Source organism: Variovorax sp. YR566 (assembly GCF_051992195.1).
Classification (GTDB): Bacteria; Pseudomonadota; Gammaproteobacteria; order Burkholderiales; family Burkholderiaceae_C; genus Variovorax.
On the sequence record NZ_CP197092.1, the window covers coordinates 5,297,433 to 5,318,040 of the forward strand.

A 20,608-nucleotide genomic window follows, 5' to 3' on the forward strand; every position below is an offset into this window, starting at 1 on the left:
GGGCACGACATGGGCACGCTTCGCTACACCGCCTCGCGACTGCTCCAGGCCCTGGGCCTGGTGTTCGCGGTGGTGGTGCTCAATTTCGTGCTGGTGCACGCGGCGCCGGGCGACCCGGTGGAAACCATTGCCGGCGCCAGCGGCGGCATGTCGCCCGAGCTGATGGCGCAGCTGCGCACGCAGTACGGGCTCGACAAGTCGCTGCCGGTACAGCTCGGCGTGTACCTGGGCAAGGTGGCGCAGGGCGACCTGGGTTATTCGTACTTCTTCAACCTGCCGGTGACGAGCATGATCGCCGAGCGCGTACCGGCCACGCTGCTGCTGGTGCTCAGCTCGGTGCTGCTGGCCTTCTTCGTGGGTACTGCGCTGGGCGTGCTGTCTTCGCGCAGGCCGAACGGGTTGCTGTCGCAGTTCATCACCGTGCTGTCGCTGGTGGGCTTCGCCGCGCCGGTGTTCTGGCTGGGGATCATGCTGGTGATCCTGCTGGCATCGGTGTTTCCGATTCTTCCTGTCGCGGGCATGCGCTCCATCGACTCGACTGGCACCGGCGGCTTCGCGGACATGCTCGACGTGGCACAGCACCTGGTGCTGCCCACGCTCACGCTGAGCCTGGTGTACCTCGCGCAGTACAGCCGGCTTGCGCGCTCGTCGATGCTCGACGTGCTGGGCTCCGACTTCATCCGCACCGCTCGCGCAAAAGGGCTGGCCGACCGCGTGGTGCTCTACAAGCATGCGCTGCGCAACGCACTGCTGCCGGTGGTCACGGTGCTGGGGCTGCAGTTCGGCAACGTGCTGGCCGGCGCCATTCTGGTGGAGACGGTGTTCAACTGGCCGGGCCTCGGCCGGCTGGCCTTCGAGTCGGTGCTGCGGCGCGACTACCCGACCATTCTCGGCGTGCTGCTGTTCTCTTCCATCGTGGTGGTGGTGATGAACCAGCTCACCGACCTGTGCTACCGCTTCATCGATCCACGGATCAAGGCCTCATGAGCAAGGTGATCACGATGCCTACCGCTGCTGCTGCCGCATCTTCCAAGGCCCAGGCAAAACCCGCCGTGCGCGTCGAGCATCCGGGGGTGGAAGCGATGCGCATGTTCCTGCGCAACCCTGCCGCCATCGCCGGCATGGCGATGCTGCTGGTCGTGCTGCTCGTGGCCATTGCCGGGCCATGGCTCTACCCGGCCGATCCGTTCGAGATCAAGGCCGCGCCGCTCACGCCGCCCTTCAGCGAGGACGCCTGGCTCGGCAGCGACTACCTGGGCCGCGACGTGCTCACCGCGCTGATCTACGGCGGGCGCGCCACGCTGCTGGTGGGTGCGGTGGCCGCGTTGCTCTCGGTGCTGATCGGCATCACGCTCGGCGCCTTCGCGGGCTACTACGGCGGCAAGGTCGATGCGGCGCTGATGAAGCTGACCGAGTTCTTCCAGGTGCTGCCTGCGCTGCTGTTCGCGATGGTGGTGGTAACGCTGTTCTCGCCCACGCTGGTAACGGTGACGCTGGCCATCGGCATCGTGAGCTGGACCGGCACCGCGCGGCTCACGCGTGCCGAGTTCATGAAATTTCGCGGGCTGGAGTTCGTGCGGGCAGAGCGTGCCATCGGCGCACGCGACGCTCGCATCATCTGGAAGGTGATCTTGCCGAACGCGCTGCCGCCGCTGGTGGTGTCGGCCACGCTGGCCATCGGCGCTGCAATTCTGTTCGAGGCGGGCCTGTCCTTCCTCGGGCTGGGTGATCCGAACCAGATGAGCTGGGGGCTGATGATTGGCTCCAGCCGGCAGTACGTGCTTTCGTGCTGGTGGGCCGTGGCCTTTCCCGGTGCGGCGATCTTTATCACCGTGCTGGCCGTGAGCCTGATCGGCGACGGCCTGAACGACGCCCTCAACCCCAAGCTGAGGGAACGCTGATGACGAACGACGACGCACTGCTGCGCGTGCAGGACTTGCACGTCGAGTTCAAGACAAGGCGAGGCCAGGCGCTGGTGCTCAACGGGGTCGACTTCGAGATCCGCGCCGGCGAAACGCTGTGCGTGGTCGGCGAATCGGGCTGCGGCAAGAGCATGACGGCACTGGCGCTGCTGCGGCTCATTCCCTCGCCGCCGGGCCGCATCCGCGATGGCCGGGTGCTGTTCCAGGGCGAAGACCTGGTGCAGGCCACCGATGCACGCATGCGCGAGGTGCGCGGCAACCGCATCTCGATGATCTTCCAGGAGCCGATGACATCGCTGAACCCGGTGTTCACCGTGGGCGACCAGATCGGCGAATCGCTTCAGCTGCATGCGGGCATGAACGCACGCGCAGCGAGGCAGCGCGCCATCGAGATGCTGCAGCAGGTGGGTATTCCTGCGCCCGAGCGGCGCGTGGACGAGTACCCGCACCAGCTCTCCGGCGGCATGCGCCAGCGCGTGATGATCGCGATGGCGCTGGCCTGTCGCCCCGACATCCTCATTGCCGACGAACCCACCACTGCGCTCGACGTGACGGTACAGGCGCAGATCTTCGACCTGCTGCGCGAGTTGCAGCGCGAGAAGGGCACGGCCATCATGCTCATCACGCACGACATGGGCGCGGTCGCCGAGATGGCCGACCGCGTGATGGTGATGTACGCGGGCCGCGTGATCGAACAAGGCACAACCGAGCAGGTGCTGTCGGAGCCCGGCCACCCCTACACGCGCGGGCTGATCGATTGCCTGCCCGAGCTCGGCAGCAGCGCGGCGTACGACGACGATGCGCGTGAAGACCTGGCTGAGATCGCAGGCGTGGTGCCTTCGATCTGGGAGCTGGGCACGGGCTGCGCCTTTCGAGAACGCTGCCCGCGCGCAATGGCACGCTGCGCCTCCGAAGTGCCGCCGATGTTCGCGCTGCACGGCAATGTGGCCGCTGGCGTGCCGCACGGCGCGGCCTGCTGGCTGCATGCCGAAGCGCTCGACCAACGCGAAAGAGAGGCCGCATGACATTCATCGGCAAGACCGACACACTGCTTTCGGTCGATGACCTGAAGGTGCACTTTCCGCGCGGCAAGGCCGGCTGGGGCCGCACGCCCGAGGTGGTGAAGGCGGTGGATGGCGTCTCTTTCGAGGTGCGCCGCGGCAGCACGCTCGCGGTGGTCGGCGAATCGGGCTCGGGCAAGACCACGACCGCGCTCGCAGTGATGCGGCTGTCGCCCGTTACCTCGGGCCGCATGCGGCTTGGCGACACCGACCTGGGCGCGCTGCAGGGCGAAGCATTGCGGCAGGCGCGCACGCGCATGCAGATCATTTTTCAGGACCCGTTCTCCTCGCTCAATCCGCGCGAGAGGGCTGGCGCAGCGGTGCGCGCGCCGCTCGACCTGATGCGGGTGGGCACGCCGGAAGAACGCACGCGCCGTGTGGCAGAGCTGTTCGAGGCGGTGGGCCTGCGGCCCGAGCAGCAGCACCTGTTTCCGCACCAGTTCTCGGGCGGGCAGCGCCAGCGCATCAACATTGCGCGGGCGCTGGCCACCAACCCGGAGCTGGTGGTGTGCGACGAACCTGTGTCGGCACTCGACATCGCCATTCGCGCGCAGATACTGAACCTGCTCGCCCGTCTGCAACGCGAGCTGGGCCTGACCTATCTCTTCATCTCGCACGACATGGCGGTGGTGGAGCACATCTGCGACGACATCGCGGTGATGTACCTCGGCCAGATCGTCGAGCGCGCGCCGCGGCGCAGCTTCTTCGCGCGGCCGCTGCATCCGTACAGCGTGGCACTGATGTCGGCCGTGCCCACGGTAAGCGGCGGGCGGCGGCGCGCGGCGAACCGCATCAAGCTCAGCGGAGATCCGCCGAGCCCCATCAACCCGCCGCAGGGCTGCCGCTTTGCCGGCCGCTGCCCCGTGGCGGAGCCGGCCTGCGCGGCCGAACTGCCGCCGCTGCGCGAAGTCGCGCCCGATCATTGGGTACGCTGCAGGCGCGTCGATGTCGTCGACGGCTTGCCGCGCCCTCCTCTTTCGATTCCCACATCGCCATGAGCACCAGCAACACCACCGTCTACGCCGCCCGCAAGATCATCACCATGAACCCGATGCAGCCGCACGCCACTCACGTGGCGGTGCGCGATGGCCGCGTGCTTGCCGTCGGCGCGCTGGCGGACATTCAGGGCTGGGGCCCCTTCACGCTCGACGAGCGCTTTGCCGGCAAGGTGCTGATGCCCGGCCTCGTCGAAGGCCACTGCCACCTGAAGGAAGGCAGCATGTGGGACTGGACGTACCTCGGCTGGTTCGACCGCCGTGACCCCGAAGGCAAGGTGTGGAGCGGCCTGCGGTCCATGGACGAGGTGGTCGCTCGCCTGAGCGAAGTGGCCGCGAAGATGACGGCCGACGGCGTACCCGACACCGAGCCGTTCATCGCCTGGGGGTTCGATCCCATCTACTTCGGCGGCGAGCGCATGACGGTGCAGCACGTCGACCGTGCGAGCAGCACGCGGCCCATCGTCATCGGTCATGCAAACGGCCACCTGATGAACGTCAACAGCGCGATGTTGAACATCGCCGAGATCACGCGCGACAACGAGGTCGAAGGCGTGGTCAAGTTCGCGAGCGGCACCAGCGAAGGCGAGCCCACCGGTGAACTGCAGGAACCGGCCGCCATGTTTCTTGTGCTGCGCAAGATCGGCAACGCCGGCCTGCTCGCGCCGATGACCGAAGCCGGTGTGCGCTCTTTCGCGCGGCTGGCCTGCCTGCAGGGCGTGACCACCGCGACCGACCTCGTCAACAAGCTCACGCCCGAAGACTGCGGCGTGCTCGAAACGGTGACGCAGGACGACGGCTTCGGCGTGCGCATATTGCCCGCGTTCCAGGCCTTTCACGGCACGCATGGCGCCGCGCAGGGAGCGGAGCATGTGAAGGGCCTGATGCCGCGCAACACCGACCGCCTGCGCTACGGCCTCGTGAAGATGATGCTCGACGGCTCTATCCAGGGCTTCTCGGCGCGGCTGCGCTGGCCGGGGCATTTCAACGGCGCACCCAACGGCATCTGGGTGACTGCGCCCGCGCAGTACGAGGCCGACTTCGAGACCTATCACCGGGCCGGGCTCACCATCCACACTCACACCAACGGCGACGAAGCCAGCGAGGTTGCCATCGACGCCATCGGCCGCGTGCTCGCACGAGCCCCGCGCCCCGACCACCGCCACACGTTGCAGCATGGCCAGATGATCGACGCGCCGCTGTTCCGCCGCATGGCATCGCTGGGCCTGTGCGCCAACCTGTTCGCCAACCACATCTGGTACTGGGGCGACCAGCACTACGAAATGACCATGGGCCCCGACCGCGCGAACCGGCTCGACGCCTGCGGCAGCGCGCTGGCGGCGGGCGTGCCGCTGGCCATCCACTCCGATGCGCCCGTCACGCCGCTCGGGCCGCTCTTCACTGCATGGTGCGCCGTGAACCGCATCACGCCCAAGGGCCGGCTGCTGGGCGAGGCCGAGCGCATCAGCGTGCCGCAGGCATTGCGCGCCATCACGCTCGGTGCGGCGTGGACGCTGAAGCTCGACGACGAGATCGGCAGCATCGAATGTGGCAAGCGCGCCGACTTCTGCGTGCTGGAAGACGATCCGCTGGAGATGGACCCGATGGCGCTGAAGGACGCGCGCGTGTGGGGCACAGTGCTGTCGGGCCGCGTGTTCGAGGCGCAAGGGGCTTGAAGAACGCATGACGCCGAAGAAAAAGCGCCTGCCGCTCACCGTCATCGGCGGCTTCCTGGGCGCGGGCAAGACCACGCTGCTCAACCGCTGGCTGCGCGAGGCGAACGGCCTGCGCATGGCGGTGCTGGTGAACGACTTCGGCGCCCTCAACATCGACGCCGGACTCATCGCCGCCACGCACGGCGACACCACCGCGCTGACCAACGGCTGCGTGTGCTGCCAGATCGGCGACGACCTCGGGCGGGCACTGGTGGACGTGATCGAAGCGAAGACGCCGTTCGACGCGGTGGTGATCGAGGCCAGCGGCGTGTCAGACCCGTGGCGCATCGCGCAGATCGGCATGGCCGCGCCGGAGCTGAGCCTCGAAGGCGTGATCGTGCTGGTGGATGCGAGTGCGGTGGCGCAGCAGTCGGCAGACCCGCTGCTGGCCGACACGCTGGTGCGGCAGCTGAAGTCGGCCGACCTCGTGGTGGTGAACAAGGCCGACCTTGCGTCCGCCGAGGCGCTCGCTGCGGCCAGAGCGTGGGTCGGTGCGACGGCGCCGGGCACGCCATGCATCGAGACGACTGAATCGGCGGTGCCGCTGGCACTGCTGTCGGGGCTGTCGCACGTGGATGTGGCTCCGCATGTCTGCGGTCATGACTGTCACGATCACCACGGCCATGACAACCCCGATCATGGATCGTTGTTCCAGACGTGGAGCGCGCGGCCCCAAGCCGCGATTCCCGCCGCCACGCTGCGCGCCTGGCTGCGCGAGGTGCCCCCCGGTGTGCTGAGGCTCAAAGGCTTGCTGCGCACTGGCGACGGCGAATGGTCGGAGGTGCAGTTCGCCGGCCGTCACGGCAGCTTGCGCAAGGCCGCGCCGCCCGCCGATGACACGCGCCCCGGCGTTGTCGCCATCGGCCTGCACGGACAGTTGCCTGAAGAAGCGCTGAAGGAGTTCTTCGCGCCCTGAGCCGGGTCATGTTGCAATCGCATGTCTTTCAACGTGCAGATCACCGACGCCATGACCTCCTCCCTCCTGATTCGCCCGCCGACGCCGCAAGACTACGCGGCATGGAAGCCGCTCTGGGACGGCTACAACGCCTTCTATGGACGCGAGGGTGCGACCGCGCTCGCCGATGAAATCACGCAGGCCACCTGGCAGCGCTTCTTCGATGCCTACGAGCCGGTGCACGCGCTGGTCGCCGAGCGAGATGGCCAGCTGGTCGGGCTCACGCACTACCTCTTTCACCGCAGCACCACGCGCCTGGAGCCGACCTGCTATCTGCAGGACCTGTTCACGCTGCCGTCGGAGCGTGGGCGTGGCGTTGGCCGCCAGCTCATCCAGGGTGTGTACGAGCGCGCGAAGGATGCGGGCGTGCATCGCGTGTACTGGCAGACGCACGTGACCAACACCGCCGGCCGCACGCTCTACGACAAGGTCGCAACGCACGACGGGTTCATCGTCTACGGCACGCTGGTCTGAGCCCGCGGGGCCTTCGGTACCCGATTCAGTACTTGATGGTGACGCCAGCCTTCACGCCGTTGTTGTTCTTGCCGTCCGACGACAACCCGCCCGAGAGCGACAGATTGCCGCCGGTGCTTCCGCCCAGCGAGTAAGTAGGCCGTGGCATGGAGGTGTCGGTACCGATGTAGGTGCCGCTGCCATCGGGCCGCAGCACGCCGACCGTGCCCCCCTTGACGGTGGCCGATGTCTCGGTCGGGTTGACGTTGGGCGCGACGTAGACGGAGCCCTTCTCGTCGCTGTCGACGGGCACCTTGACGGGCTCGGCCTGTGTGGAAGCGCCGAGCGCGCTCAGCCCCAGGGTCGTTGCAAGGATCAATTGACGCATCGCGGTCATGTTTAGGCAGATGGCGGGCAATCCGCGTAGGACTAAAGGAGATTCGGGGTGCGAACCACGGCCGAGAAGGTGTCGCCCCGGCGAGGGGCAGGCGAAGCGACACGAAGTGCGCGAAGCCTTGGGGGGCATTTCATTACAGCATTGAGAACTTGTGTACTCAAGGGTCAAGCTGGTGGCAAGTGCATCGATCACGCTCTACGATTGCCTGTCCGCAATCCAGACAGGAGATCGCCCCATGCCCCCCATCGAAGTCGTCATGCCCGAGCAGTTGCATAGCGCGCTCGAAGCCCAGAGCCGCACGCCGATCGCACGCATCGGCGAAGCGCTGACATCGCTGGGCATGATCACCGACGAGCAGCTTCGCGCGGGGCTGGCGCAGCAAAAGCTGGAGCCCACCGTGCCGCTGGGCGAGACGCTGGTGCGCATGGGCGTAGTGAGCCGCGGCCAGCTGCAGACCGCGCTGGTGCGCAAGATGGGCTACCCCCTCGTCAACCTGCATCTGTTTCCCGCTGCTGCCGAGGCGTTGCGCAAGCTCCCGTATGCGGTGTCGCGCCGCCTGCAGGTGATGCCGCTGATGCTGCACGAAGGGCGCCTCGTCGTAGCGATCGACGACCCGACCAGCCGGCATTCGGCCCTCGACGAAGTGGAGTTCATCGCCCAGATGAAGGTCACGCCGGTCGTCGGGCAATGCCTCGACCTCGACGGCGTGCTGCGAGCGGTGTACGAAAAGATCGGCGAGCACACGGCCTCCGCTCCCGGCGTCTTCTCGTCCAGCCTCGATCCCAGCCAGCCGCTCGATTTCGACATGGCCGGCACCAGCGAACTGCTGCAGACGCTGGAGAAAGAAGGCCCCGCCGCACCCACTTCCGACGCGCCGATCGAGCAGTCTGACAACTCCCTTGTGCGCATGATCAACAGCATGATCCTCGAGGCGCATCGCGAGGGCGCGTCGGACATCCACATCGAAAGCTACCCCGGCCAGGAAAAAACCCGCATCCGCTTTCGCCGCGACGGCCTGCTCTACACCTACCTGGAGCTGCCGCCGAGCTACCGCAACGCCATCGTCGCGCGCGTGAAGATCATGTGCGACCTGGACATCAGCGAAAAGCGCAACCCGCAGGACGGCAAGATCAACTTCGCGAAGTACTCGCCGCAGCACCGCATCGAACTGCGCGTGGCAACCATTCCCACCAACAACGGGCTCGAAGACGTGGTGATGCGCATCCTGGCATCGGCCAAGCCCATTCCCATGAGCGAGCTGGGCCTGTCGCCGAACAACCTTGCGCAGCTGACCAAGGCCGTCGAGCGTCCCTACGGCATGGTGCTGTGCGTGGGGCCCACGGGCTCGGGCAAGACGACGACGCTGCACTCGGCGCTGATGCACATCAACACGCCGGAGCGAAAGATCTGGACGGCGGAAGACCCGGTCGAAATCACGCAGGCCGGGCTGCGGCAGGTGCAGATCAATCCGCGCATCGACTGGACCTTTGCCAAGGCGCTGCGAGCCTTCGTGCGCGCCGACCCGGACGTGATCATGGTCGGCGAAATCCGCGATGAGGAAACCGCGAAGACCGCCATCGAGGCCTCGCTGACCGGCCACCTCGTGCTGTCGACCCTGCACACCAACAGCGCGCCTGAAACCGTGACCCGACTGCTCGACATGGGCATGGACCCCTTCAACTTTGCAGACTCTCTGCTGGCCGTGCTCGCGCAACGGCTGGTACGCCGCCTGTGCAAGCAATGCACCAGCAGCAAGCCCGCAAGCCCCGAGACCGTCGACGAACTGCTCGACGACTACATGCACGCCTTCGGCGCGCACCAGCACGATGCGGCCCAGCGCCAGGCGGTGCGAAGCGACTGGGTGCAGCGATACGGCCGCGACGGGCACCTGCACACCTACACCAGCACCGGCTGCAAGCATTGCGGCGACACCGGCTTCAAGGGGCGCGTGGGCATCCACGAGCTGATGACCATGTCGAAGACGCTGCGCCGCCTCGTGCAGACCGGCGCGCGCGCGGAAGAGCTCCAGCAGGCTGCCCTGCAGGAAGGCATGCGCACGCTGCGGCAGGACGGCATCGAGAAGGTGCTGGCCGGGCAGACCACCATCGAGGAAGTGCGCGCCACCAGCAACGTGTAAGAGCGGTAAGGGCGAGCCCGCGAACGCAGAGCCGCTACAGCTGGCTCTGCGGAATGAACGGCGCGATCAACCGCAGCTTGAAGCGCTGCCACGCCGAGGTTTCGGGCGGCACGTCGTAGGCCGTTTCCTTGCCGTCCTCGTCTTCTTCTACCCACTCGACGTTCCGGCCGGTGGCGTCGAGCCGCAAGCGGTAGGAGCTGCCCGCATCCGCGAAGCTCAGCAGCTGCCGCGCCATCTCGGGGCTGTCGATGATCACCCCCAGTTCGGTGTTGAGCCGGGCCGAGCGGGGGTCGAGGTTCATCGAGCCGAGGAACACCTGCTTCTGGTCGACGATGCCGTTCTTCATGTGCAACGCGCCCGTGCGGTGGCCGAAGATGCCGTACTTGCCGCGCTTCACGCTCAGCGTGGGGCTCAGCTCGTAGATGGTCACGCCGGACTTGAGCAGTTCGTGGATGTGCGGCCAGTAGCCCACGTACACCCATGGCTCGTCAGTGGACGCAAGCGAGTTGGTGACCAGCGACACGCTGATGCCCTCGGCCTGCGCTCGCGCCAGGTTGGCCACGGCCGCATCGGACGGAACGAAATACGGCGACACCATCTTGATGCTGGAGCGCGAAGTCTCGAACCAGCGGATGACGCCTTCGGTCACCGTGCCCTTGATGGAGTTCTCGCGCTCGTTCAGGCCCTCGGTCTTGGTGAGCGGATCGAACAGCACGCGCGCATTGGCCCACAGCAGCGGGCTCAACTGGTGCTCGGCCAGCTCGAAAGGCAGGTTCAGCATGGGCACCATGTCGAGTGGCACGACGGAAGGCTCGTTTGCGCTGGCGTTGAGGATCTTGCCGTCCAGCGGGATTCGGAATGCCTCGGGCGGCTTTGCCGTGGCGGTGAGCGCTTCGAAGTTCTGCTGCAGTTGCGCGGGTGTCAGCGTGCTGCGGGCGATCTGGCCCACGGGGTAGACGACTTCGCTGTTCCAGTAGTGGTCGAACTCGTTCGACAGTTCGCGCACCACCGGGCCGGCCGCGAAGACGTCCATGTCGACGAAGTTGCTGCCGGCGGCATTCATCACATACTCGTCTGCCATGTTGCGACCGCCCGCGACGGCCGCGGCGTTGTCGGCCACGAACAGCTTGTTGTGCATGCGCCGGTTGATGCGATCGAAGTCCAGGCCCGAGCTGATGAAGCGCGTCACGTCGCTGCCGCGCCCGCCCGGAAACGGGTTGAACAGGCGCACCTGCACATTCGGATAGCTGGCGAGCGCCAGCAGCAGATCGTCTTCGCCGGTGGTGTAGAGGTCGTCGACCAGCAGCCGCACGCGAACTCCGCGCAGCGCGGCGTCGCGTAGCTCGCGCATCAGGGCGCGGCCGGTGTTGTCCGCGGCCAGCAGGTAGTACTGCACGTCGAGGCTGCGGGTGGCGAGCTTCGCCATTGCCATGCGGGTGGCGAAAGATGTGGGGCCGTAGGGCAGGAGCTGGAAGCCCGAGCGGGTATCTGGGGGCAGCACCTTCTGCGTGATCGCGCTCAACGGCGTGGCTGAGAAATCGGCGATGGCACTGACGGGCTGTTCCGGTACCCGGGGCGGCAGGCTGGAGCAGGCGCTCATCAGCATCGAGAAGGCAAGCGCCAGTGCGGCAGGCAGCGCACGCCAGCATGCAGTGATCATTTTTCTACTCCCGGCTCGGTTGGCACATCACATCCCGTGCGAATGATCCGGCTGGGAGTATGACGCGCTCAACCTGACGCCGAGCCTTGCCGGAGCCGGATCTACCAGTTCTCGGGTATGGCTCTTCTGCAAACAAAAAGACACACTCGCCCGCGTTTTGTCTTATTCGTTTTTGCAAGGGAAGAACCATGCTCACTCGACTCCAGCTCTCGCGCCGGTACTTGCCGGCCGTGGCCCTGCTCACCATAGGAAGCGCTCACGCAGCGGGCTACGTGGCCGGTGACGCCGGCAACCCCGGCCCCAACCAGCCGGGCTGGACGAGCAGCAGCGGCGGTGGCGCAGCCACGGTCTCCGGAGATGGCGCCACCGCGATCGGAGCGGGCGGCGACGGCAGCAACGGAACCGCCGGCGGAACCGGCGGCACAGGTGGAGCGGGCGCCAGCGCAAACGCGAACGGCGCGACGGCCATCGGCGGCGGCGGCACCGCCGGGCAGGGGTTCGCGGGCGGCACCGGCGGCAACGGCGGCAGCGGTGCACAAGCTTCGGCCAGCGGCGCCATCGCCGTCGGGTCGGGAGGCCAGGGCACGGACGGCTGCTGCGGCTTCAGCGGCCAGGCGGGCGGCGGCGGCGCGCAGGCATCGGGCGTCTCGGCGGTCGCCATCGGCAGTGCCTCGGGCGCCAGCCAGGGCGCAGTGGCATCGGGCAACGGCAGCACCGCCATTGGCGGCGCCTACAACGGGTCATCCGGTGCGTCGGCGCTGGCCACCGGCAGCGTGGCCGTCGGCACGGGCAGCCAGGTTGCCAGTGGCGCGACCAATAGCGCAGCCATCGGCGCCAACTCGGTCGCCACCGCGGCAAACACCGTTTCATTCGGCTCGGCGGGCCAGACGCGCACCCTCGTCAACGTCAACGCCGGCGCGGTGAACGCCACGAGCACCGATGCCGTCAACGGCAGCCAGCTCTACACCGTGCAGCAGACCGCCTCGACTGCGCAGTCCCTCGCGCAGAACTCGGCGCAGTACGGCGCGGGCGGCACATCGCTGCAACTCAACGCCAACGGCGGCGCCGGCACCACCATCAGCAACGTGAGCGCGGGTCAGGCGACCACCGATGCAGCCAACGTCGGCCAGGTGCAGCAGGCGCAACAGACCGCCATCACCACGGCCAACAACTTCACCGTGCAGCAGGTGACGGCGCTGCAGACGCTGATGAACCAGGCCCTGGCCAGCGGCGTGTGCGCGGTGGGCGCTGGCGGTGCCGTGGCCTGCGGCCCCGGCGCCAGTTCCAGCGGCGCGGGCAGCACATCGATGGGCACCAACGCACAGGCCAACGGCGAGAACACCGTGGCCATCGGCAACGGGGCGCAAGCCAGCAATGCGGGCTCGGTCGCCATCGGTGCCGGCGCCAAGGCGCTGGCCGATCCCACCACCGCAGTAGGCAACAACGCCATCGCCACCGGCAACAACGCCGTGGCGCTGGGCGCCAACACATTGGCCTCGGGCAGCAACGCGGTCGCACTGGGCCAGGGCTCCGTGGCGGAGCGCGACAACACCGTGTCGGTGGGCAATGCCGCCACCGGTCAGTTGCGCGGCATCACGAATGTCGCGCCGGGGGTGCTGGGCACTGACGCAGTCAACGTCAATCAGCTGCAGCAGGCAGTGAGCAACGCGACCAGCCAGGCCAATGCATTTGCTGCGCAGGGCGTGGCCGCTGCGCTGGCCATGCCGTCGATGCCAACGCTGCCGGTGGGCAAGAAATGGATGGGCGCGGCTGTTGGCAACTATGCAGGTGCGTCGGCTGTGGGCTTTGCGTTTGGGTATCAGGTCAATGACAACCTGAATCTGGGGGTGGGGGTTTCGACTGCTACGAGCAGTGGGAGCAATAACAGGGTTGCGGCTCGGGTGCAGGCGGGGTATGCGTGGTGAGAGGTGTGGAAAGAAGGACCCACAACAATCCGGCTGCGTGAGCCATATCCCTTTCGAATTCACAAAGTGGGCTACGAAGCGCTCGCCATCAATCGCAGGTTCTGCACGGCCGCGCCTGCGGCACCTTTGCCCAGATTGTCGAGAACCGCGCTCAAGACGATCTGACCTGTGCGTTCATTGAATGCAACGGCCAGACTCATGTCGTTCGAGCCGTTGTGGACTTGCGGGTCCAGTTCGGTCATCGGCACAGCAGACGACATCGGCAGCACGCGCACATGCGCCGCATCGCGGTATCGTTCCGCAAGGCATTCGTGGATGCGCACGCCCGAAGCATCAGAGGGAAGCATCCGCGCGTGCAATCCGATGGTGAGCACGATGCCCTGCCGGTAGCTGCCATAGGCCGGCACGAAGATGGGCCGCTGCGCCAAGCCGCCATAGGCCTCGATTTCCGCCACGTGCTTGTGCTCGAGTGCAAGGCCATAGACCTTCAGCGAATGCGCCCCTGCGCCGCCAGCTGCGGCCTCGTGCGCTTCCGCCCCCGCCCTGCCCTGACCCGAATAGCCTGAGACGGCATGGATGACCAGCGGATAGTCGGTGGGCAACAGGCCTGCATCCGTCAACGGTCGCAGCAGGGCGACCGCGGCGGTGGGATAGCAGCCCGGATTCGTGACCCGCGGTGCCGAGGCGATACGTTCGCCTTGCTGTGCATCGAGCTCCGGCAGGCCGTAGACCCAACCCGGGCTGGTGCGGTGGGCCGAGCTGGCGTCGATGACACGCACGGCAGGGTTCTCGATCATCGCCACCGCGTCGCGCGCCGCGGCATCGGGCAGGCAAAGGATCGCGATGTCGCACTCGTTGAGAGCGGCCCGGCGGGCAGCCGCATCCTTGCGCAGGCTTGTCGGCAATGTGCGGATGCGAAATTCCCCGCCCCGCAGGCGGTTCTGCAGGTCAAGGCCGGTGGTGCCCTGATCGCCGTCGATGAAGATATTGAGGTCCATGGAGCGCAATCGTAGGGATACGACCTCGATGGCTCCAGCTAAATATATGGAACCCCAGATTAAGAAAAGTTAAATTAGCGATATGCGGGAACTGAGCCTTGACCATCTGCGCACCCTTGTCGCCATCGCCGACCTCGGGTCTTTGGCCAATGCTGCGCGCGCCCTTCACCTGGCGGCACCCACCGTCACCGTTCAGATCGCGGAACTGGAGTCGCGCCTGGGTGGCCAGTTGCTCGTTCGCGGGCGGGGGCCCGCGCAAGCGACTGCCTTGGGAGAGCGCTTCATCGCGCGTGCCCGCAGGTTGCTGGCGGACGCGGACGACGCAGTGGAGGACGTTCGACGTCAGCTCGCAGGCCAAACGGGCCGCGTGCGGGTGGGAGCCTCGACGGGCGCCATTGCGCACCTGCTGCCGCCCGCGCTCGAACGTCTTGCCCGGAACCATCCCGGCATCGACGTGAACGTGCAGGTACTGACCTCCAACGACAGCATGGCCCGGCTCGCCGCAGGCAGCCTCGACCTGGCGGTCGTGGCGCTGCCGCAGGCGCCTGTGCGCGGTGTTCATGTCACTCCGCTGCGGCGCGAGTCTGTTGTCGCCTTTCTGCCGGCGGACTGGAAAGCACCCAAGCGGCTTACCCCGCAGTGGCTGGCCCAGCGACCGCTGATCATGAACGACTCTTCCACGCGTCTCTACCGGCTGACCGCGGAATGGTTCTCTGCGGCTGGCGTCCATTGCCGGCCGCGCATCGAGCTCAACTACAACGATGCGATCAGGACACTGGTCGCCGCTGGCTACGGAGCGGCCTTGCTGCCGGAGGAATCGCACGAGCCCGCGCGCGATCCTCGCATCGCCGTTCGCTCGCTCAGCCCGGCTCTATGGCGGCAGCTCGGTCTAGCGGTCAGCGACCGGGGTGCCAGCGGACCGACACGTTTCGTCCTGGAGGCGTTGCTGCCAGAGAAGGATTCGGCTGCTTGAGCCGGCGCCAGCCCCTGGCCCGCAGTTGCTCAGACCCCTTCGATGATCCGTAGATCCCGTTCGGCGCCGTCGCCCAACGCGGCAAGCGCAGCTTGGTAGTCAGGGCTGTCATGCGTGGACGTAGCCAGCTCGAGGCTGTCGAACTCGATCAACACGGTGCGTTCGGACAAACCGAACTCGTAGACCTTGGCGGGCAGGCCACGCGCCAGAAAGCGCCCACCGCCAGCAGTGATCGCCGGACCAGCCAGCTTCGCATAGGCTGCAAGTTTGTCGGCGTCCTTGACGGCACGGTACGCACTGACCCAATAGGCTTTTGCCATGGTGACTTCTCTCTTGTTGCTGAATGAACAATATAGCTTCCGTTGCCCATGACCTTGCCGAGGCATGGCCGAGAAGGCCGTGCTAGGTCGGCTCGATCACCGCTGTCGTTGCATCCACTGCCACCGTCGGCCGTGCGTAGCGCCACGCGATCAGCGCGCCGATGCCCAGGAACACCGCGGCAATGAAAAAAGGCGCGCCTGGCAAATGCACGGGTGCGTCCACGCCGATGAAATAACCGAAGCTGCCGGCGAACGTCGCCGGTCCGACGATACCTGCCACTGACACCAGGCTCGTCAACGCGCCCTGAACGCGACCCTGCTCACTAGCGTCGACCTGCCTGGTGAGCAGCGTCTGTGCCGCCGGTCCGGCGACCGTCAACAACGTGCCGAACGGCAGCGCAGCCACAAGGACCCAGCCCACGTCGGCGAAGCCGTAGATGACGAAGCCGAGCACGCCGCAACCCAGCCCGAACAACAGGGTGCGGTGCTCGCCGAAGCGCTTCACGCCCGGCCCGATCAACAGCACGTTGACCAGCACACTGAGCACGCCTACCAGTCCGAGCACCCAACCCACCGCGTCTTCCTTCCAGCGGTATTGATAGTCGGCGAACAGCACGAACACGCTGGGATAGACATACTGCGCGAGGTTGACAAGGAAGATCACCGCCGCCAGCCCGAACACCTGCGGGTAGCGCTTCAACAGCACCAGCGATCCGATCGGATTGGCGTGCGACCAGTCAAACTTCCGGCTGCGCCGTTCCGAGGGCAGCGACTCCGGCAACACGAACCATCCATAGCAGAAGTTGAGCATGGTCAGGCCGGCCGCGAACCAGAACGGCAAGCGTGAATCGATGTGGCTCAGTTGCCCGCCGAGCACCGGCCCGAGCACCAGGCCCACACCGAACGCCGCGCCCACTATGCCGTAGCTCTTGGCGCGCTCCTCAGGCGACGTCACATCGGCGATGTAGGCATTGGCTGCAGTAAGGCTGGCCGAGAACACGCCGGACACCACCCGGCCAATGAACAGCCACGGCAAGCTGTTGGCCAGGGCCATGAACACAAAGTCCACGGCCAGCCCCAGGCACGACAGCAAGATCACAGGTCGCCGCCCAAAGCGATCGGACAAGGCGCCCTGAATCGGCGAGCAGATGAACTGAATAGCCGCAAACGCCGTGCCGAACACTGCGATCCAATACGCCGCTGTTGCAGTACTACCACCAGCGAGGCGCTCCACCAGATGCGGCAGACCAGGAAGAATCAACCCGAACGCGAGGAAGTCGATCAGCACGGTCACGAATATGAAAGCGAGCGCGGCGCGGCGGGCGCGGGGCGCTTGAAGGGTCGAGCTCATCGCGAGTTCAACCGCTGCGGCTCAGGTACTTGCTCATCCGGGGGCGCGCCTCGCGGATGCCGCCAAGCCGACCGAGCAGGCCATCGAATAAGCCGACCATCAGTGCAATGCACTTTCTCAAACGATCGCGCTCGAAGATCAGCATGGGCAGGATCTGCTTCAGCGTGTAGACGTTGATGAACAGAATCGCGGGAAAGGCGCGCACATGCGCCAGCGAGAGGTCGAGGGCATTGCGCGCAATGTAATAGCGGCGCACGGCCGAATAGTTGATGACGTAGATCTTCCAGCCGAACAGCGACTTCGCCTGGAGATCGCCGATCTGGTGCTGAAGCACGACGTGCGGATTCAGATAGATCGGTACGTCGTAGTGCAGTGCGCGCATGCAGTAGTCGGTGTCGACGTGGTCGATCACGTAGCGCTCGTCGAAGCGACCTATCCTGGCCCAGGCCGCGCGCGAAATCAAAGAGCCAGAAGAGATCAGGAAGGCGCAGCGAACCAGCGGTTCGGTGAAAGGCTTTCGCAGGTCGAACTGATAGACACGCTTGCCCTCGAGGCCGAATTGCGGAATCAGTGCGTCCAGGTTCGTGTCATGGACGAGCGGGCCGATCAGGAAGGCAGCGCCCTCTTCGCTCTCGCCGGCATCGCCTGTGCCGGGACCGTGTTTCCTGTCTCGTGCTGCCACTGCGGCCTGGCACATGGCGTCGAAGTAGCCGGGCGGGAGCTCCGAATCCTGGTCGAGCAGAAAGAAGAGTTCAACGCCCCGCGCTTCGAGTTCGACGATGCCGCAGTTGAATGCACCCGCGATGCCACCACGGTTGCCGTTGTGCAGCACGGGGATCTCCGCGTCGATGAGCGCGCGATGCCAGTCGCCCACTTCTGGCGTGTTGTCGACCACACATAGGCGCGGGCACGACTGCGCGAGTGAATGGAGGTTCGTCAGTTGCCCGTCGGTGGGGAAATAGGTGACGACAACGGCACCGAACGAAAAGGACATCGCGATCTATCCAGAGTGACAGGCGTTCGGAGTGTGGGCCCGAACCGATGACAATTTCAAGCGTTGTTACGGGCGCGGGTCGATATGCTGCCCCTGCGGTTGGTTTTGCGCAAAAGCGATGCGCGATCGAGCTCACCGAAGTACTAATCTGGTGCGGTGAATGGCAAAGAGAGGCTGCGAGAGTTCTTGTCTGCATTCATAACAAAGTATGAATGCGGCTTCTAGGTCCGCTTGTGGCTCGAAAGCAAACTACTCCGCTGGCTCAAAGGGACCAAACTCCCGGTGGACTTCGCCAGCGCGAATATCACGAGCCCATGTGTCGAACATTTCTTCGCCGACACCGCGTGCAAAGAACTTGACCGATGGGAATGCCAGCGAGACTTCTCGAAGCATTGCTATCAACGGTTCCGCATAGATGGAGTTGTAGCCCGGGCGATCAAGCCCTTTGCCTTCGGCAGACGCCCGCAGGTCTTTGAGCACATCCAGCGACCAACCATTGCCGACAACAAAGCTCTCGGCCGCTTCGGCGATCAGTTGAGGCGTAAGGCTTCCAGACGCGTAGTCAGCATCGTCCCATTGCAGTTCCAAGCGGGTGTAGTAGCTCATGGTTTCTTCTCCCTAGTCAAAAAAGATCCCCAGAAAAGGGGGCTCATAGATATCCGTTCTTAGCCGACTGTAGCCAGTCACATCGCCGTCGCGAAGGGCGCGTTGCTGCCGCTCCCGATGCCCCGGTTCTCCGCGAAGAACCGATCGCTCAATCGGCCATCGTCCGCGAACTGAAAGGGGCGTTGACCTATGAGCCTGGTGCCTCTCTGGCGCGAGGCCGAAGGAACCGGCGTGCTTCTGCGTCGATCTGTGCCACGGCGCCACGAATGCGGCTTGCCGACATTTGCGACGAAGCGCCGGGCAACTATTGCTGCGCGCGTGCAACGCTTCTGTTGCCGGATCGCTATAGCGGTGTTAGCCTCCGACCCCCAAAGATTAACCATCGCGCCGCGGCCAACAGCCAGCCGCACGAGAGACCCATGAAGCAGTTCCTGACCACGCCAGACGCATTGATGACCCGCACCGTTGCGGCGGCTTCGCTGCGCCCTTTTGGCACCGAATTGCTTTCCTAGAGCCCTTCCACCTGGAGGCTCGGCCTCCTGAGTTTCACAAGACCCGGTAGGCCTCAAGCCACCGGGTTTTTTGTTTTCTGCTTACCCAGTTGGAGATTTGGACATGAGCCCCGAACGAGAACTTACTTTCGCCGCGCGCGCTGCCAGCGCGGTGCTGTGCTTCGACTCCGCGGAGTGGTTCATGTAGAGCCTCCAGGCCCTCGTGCGCCTGGAGGTCCATCCTTCAGGCAAGAAGAAAAGCCTGTCGGGTGGTCCACCCAGCAGGCTTTTTTTTCGCCCGCATGGCGGGCATCGCGAGTTTGGTGCGCGCGCACCGACAACCCGCCGACCGTTTCGCCTGGCCAGCGAATCGGATCGGTTTTTTACTCTCAAACTGGAGAAAACCATGATGAACAAGGTTCATGTGAATGTCGGAACCATCGGTCACGTCGACCATGGCAAGACGACGCTGACGGCTGCTCTTACCTTCGTGCAGGCCGCGCGCATTGGCGGCCGTGCGCTGTCCTATGGGCAGATCGACAACGCGAAGGAAGAGCGCGAACGCGGCATCACGATCAATACCTCGCACGTCGAGTACGAGTCGGACAGCCGTCATTACGCACACATCGACTGCCCCGGACATGCCGACTACATCAAGAACATGATCACCGGCGCCTCGCAGATGGACGGCGCGATCCTGCTGGTGGACGGCACCGAGGGCGCCGCACGGCAGACCATCGAGCATGTGCTGCTGGCGCGCCAGGTGAACGTCGGCCACATGGTGGTGTTCGTGAACAAGATGGACCTCATTGCGGAAAGTGACCGCGCGGACATCGAGCAGCTGATCGAAATGGAAATCGGCGCGCTGCTGGCTGCGCACGGATACCGCGATGCCCGCTTCGTCTTCGGCAGTGCGCTGAAGGCCTTGGCCGCCGCCGAGCGCGGCGACCTCGAAGGCGCCGACGTGCGATGCATCGTCGAGCTCGTGAACGCGTTGGACTCGTGCATTCCTGATCCGGTGCGCGACTACAGCGCGCCGTTCATGATGCCTGTCGAAGGCGTGCACACCATCACGGGCCGCGGCACCGTGGTCAGCGGCCGGGTCGAGCGCGGTGTGATCCGCGTCGGTGACAGCCTGGAGATCGTCGGGCTCAGTTCGGACGGCGACGAACAGGTGATCGTGACCGGCGTGCAGTCCTTCCACAAGGACGTCGCCGAGGCGCGAGCCGGCATGAACGTCGGCCTGCTGCTGCGAGGGGTCAAGCGCGACGATGTCGTGCGAGGCCAGGTTGTCGTGAAGCCCGGTGCGCTGAAGCCGTACCGGACGGGGCGCGCACAGATCTTCGTCCTCAGCAAGGACGAAGGTGGTCGCCATACCCCGTTCGGCTCCGGCTATCAGCCGCAGTTCTTCTTCGGCACGACCGACGTGACGGGTGTCATTCGCGTCGATACCGAGACCGGTCTGGTCGAGCCGGGCGCACAGGCGCAGATCAGCTTCGAGCTGAACAAGCCCGTGGCCATCGAGAACGGCATGCGGTTCGCAATGCGCGAAGGCGGCAAGACCGTCGGCGCAGGCATCGTGACCGAGGTGCTCGGCTGAAGGGCTGATGCCGCACTTGCCCCTGTCGTCTGCTTGTCAGGCGGCAGGGGCTTTT

At 65.7% G+C, this 20,608-nt stretch carries 18 protein-coding genes; 11 read left to right on the forward strand and 7 right to left on the reverse strand.

Annotation, left to right across the window (positions count from 1 at the left end):
• Nucleotides 1-9 precede the first annotated feature (9 nt).
• The 7 genes from ACTG4X_RS24835 to ACTG4X_RS24865 are packed head-to-tail and all read left to right on the forward strand — an operon-like array spanning nt 10 to nt 7,122.
• Nucleotides 10-987, forward strand: a complete 978-nt coding sequence (locus ACTG4X_RS24835; RefSeq protein ID WP_307617707.1) for an ABC transporter permease — start codon at nt 10-12, stop codon at nt 985-987.
• On the forward strand, nt 984-1,901 hold the full coding sequence (locus ACTG4X_RS24840; protein ID WP_440532158.1) for an ABC transporter permease: 918 nt from the start codon (nt 984-986) through the stop codon (nt 1,899-1,901). The genes ACTG4X_RS24835 and ACTG4X_RS24840 overlap by 4 nt, the downstream gene beginning before the upstream one ends.
• Complete coding sequence (locus tag ACTG4X_RS24845) at nt 1,901-2,947, forward strand: ABC transporter ATP-binding protein (RefSeq protein WP_093179642.1); 1,047 nt, start codon at nt 1,901-1,903, stop codon at nt 2,945-2,947. The genes ACTG4X_RS24840 and ACTG4X_RS24845 overlap by 1 nt, the downstream gene beginning before the upstream one ends.
• Complete coding sequence (locus tag ACTG4X_RS24850) at nt 2,944-3,981, forward strand: ABC transporter ATP-binding protein (RefSeq protein ID WP_426389639.1); 1,038 nt, start codon at nt 2,944-2,946, stop codon at nt 3,979-3,981. The genes ACTG4X_RS24845 and ACTG4X_RS24850 overlap by 4 nt, the downstream gene beginning before the upstream one ends.
• Nucleotides 3,978-5,654 carry an amidohydrolase gene (locus ACTG4X_RS24855; protein WP_440532159.1) on the forward strand — a complete coding sequence of 559 codons (1,677 nt, stop codon included), beginning with the start codon at nt 3,978-3,980 and terminating at the stop codon, nt 5,652-5,654. Before ACTG4X_RS24850 ends, ACTG4X_RS24855 begins: the two co-directional genes overlap by 4 nt.
• A gap of 7 nt (nt 5,655-5,661) precedes the next feature.
• Nucleotides 5,662-6,609 carry a CobW family GTP-binding protein gene (locus ACTG4X_RS24860; protein WP_440532160.1) on the forward strand — a complete coding sequence of 316 codons (948 nt, stop codon included), beginning with the start codon at nt 5,662-5,664 and terminating at the stop codon, nt 6,607-6,609.
• A gap of 51 nt (nt 6,610-6,660) precedes the next feature.
• A complete protein-coding gene (locus tag ACTG4X_RS24865) occupies nt 6,661-7,122 on the forward strand; it encodes a GNAT family N-acetyltransferase (RefSeq protein ID WP_093080889.1) in 462 nt (153 codons plus the stop codon).
• A 25-nt stretch (nt 7,123-7,147) separates the two neighbouring features.
• Here the strand turns inward: ACTG4X_RS24865 and ACTG4X_RS24870 are convergent, their stop codons facing one another.
• Nucleotides 7,148-7,489 carry a hypothetical protein gene (locus tag ACTG4X_RS24870; RefSeq protein WP_093058531.1) on the reverse strand — a complete coding sequence of 114 codons (342 nt, stop codon included), beginning with the start codon at nt 7,487-7,489 and terminating at the stop codon, nt 7,148-7,150.
• Nucleotides 7,490-7,733: 244 nt separating this feature from the next.
• Between ACTG4X_RS24870 and ACTG4X_RS24875 the strand changes: the two genes are divergently transcribed.
• The gene (locus ACTG4X_RS24875) at nt 7,734-9,635 is read left to right on the forward strand and encodes a GspE/PulE family protein (protein ID WP_440532161.1); all 1,902 of its coding nucleotides are present in this window, start codon (nt 7,734-7,736) and stop codon (nt 9,633-9,635) included.
• 34 nt (nt 9,636-9,669) lie between these two features.
• Here the strand turns inward: ACTG4X_RS24875 and ACTG4X_RS24880 are convergent, their stop codons facing one another.
• Nucleotides 9,670-11,295, reverse strand: coding sequence for a phospholipase D family protein (locus tag ACTG4X_RS24880; protein WP_440532162.1), 1,626 nt, complete (start codon nt 11,293-11,295; stop codon nt 9,670-9,672).
• 188 nt (nt 11,296-11,483) lie between these two features.
• Between ACTG4X_RS24880 and ACTG4X_RS24885 the strand changes: the two genes are divergently transcribed.
• On the forward strand, nt 11,484-13,220 hold the full coding sequence (locus ACTG4X_RS24885; protein WP_440532163.1) for a YadA family autotransporter adhesin: 1,737 nt from the start codon (nt 11,484-11,486) through the stop codon (nt 13,218-13,220).
• A 71-nt stretch (nt 13,221-13,291) separates the two neighbouring features.
• Here the strand turns inward: ACTG4X_RS24885 and argC are convergent, their stop codons facing one another.
• Nucleotides 13,292-14,218: an N-acetyl-gamma-glutamyl-phosphate reductase gene (gene argC, locus ACTG4X_RS24890; protein ID WP_093179632.1), complete on the reverse strand. Its 927-nt coding sequence runs from the start codon at nt 14,216-14,218 to the stop codon at nt 13,292-13,294.
• 82 nt (nt 14,219-14,300) lie between these two features.
• Between argC and ACTG4X_RS24895 the strand changes: the two genes are divergently transcribed.
• Nucleotides 14,301-15,191, forward strand: a complete 891-nt coding sequence (locus ACTG4X_RS24895) for a LysR family transcriptional regulator (RefSeq protein WP_093080771.1) — start codon at nt 14,301-14,303, stop codon at nt 15,189-15,191.
• Nucleotides 15,192-15,220: 29 nt separating this feature from the next.
• Here the strand turns inward: ACTG4X_RS24895 and ACTG4X_RS24900 are convergent, their stop codons facing one another.
• From ACTG4X_RS24900 to ACTG4X_RS24915, 4 genes are all read right to left on the reverse strand, one after another.
• Nucleotides 15,221-15,511 carry a DUF1330 domain-containing protein gene (locus tag ACTG4X_RS24900; RefSeq protein ID WP_440532164.1) on the reverse strand — a complete coding sequence of 97 codons (291 nt, stop codon included), beginning with the start codon at nt 15,509-15,511 and terminating at the stop codon, nt 15,221-15,223.
• 82 nt (nt 15,512-15,593) lie between these two features.
• Nucleotides 15,594-16,862 (reverse strand): TCR/Tet family MFS transporter, encoded by a 1,269-nt coding sequence (locus tag ACTG4X_RS24905; protein ID WP_097198553.1) that lies wholly within the window; start codon nt 16,860-16,862, stop codon nt 15,594-15,596.
• A 7-nt stretch (nt 16,863-16,869) separates the two neighbouring features.
• Nucleotides 16,870-17,694: a rhamnosyltransferase gene (locus tag ACTG4X_RS24910; protein ID WP_440532165.1), complete on the reverse strand. Its 825-nt coding sequence runs from the start codon at nt 17,692-17,694 to the stop codon at nt 16,870-16,872.
• 411 nt (nt 17,695-18,105) lie between these two features.
• Nucleotides 18,106-18,462: a hypothetical protein gene (locus ACTG4X_RS24915; protein WP_440532166.1), complete on the reverse strand. Its 357-nt coding sequence runs from the start codon at nt 18,460-18,462 to the stop codon at nt 18,106-18,108.
• An 897-nt stretch (nt 18,463-19,359) separates the two neighbouring features.
• Between ACTG4X_RS24915 and tuf the strand changes: the two genes are divergently transcribed.
• Entirely contained in the window at nt 19,360-20,553 is a 1,194-nt protein-coding gene (tuf, locus tag ACTG4X_RS24920; RefSeq protein ID WP_440532167.1) for an elongation factor Tu, read from the forward strand.
• Nucleotides 20,554-20,608: the final 55 nt, after the last annotated feature.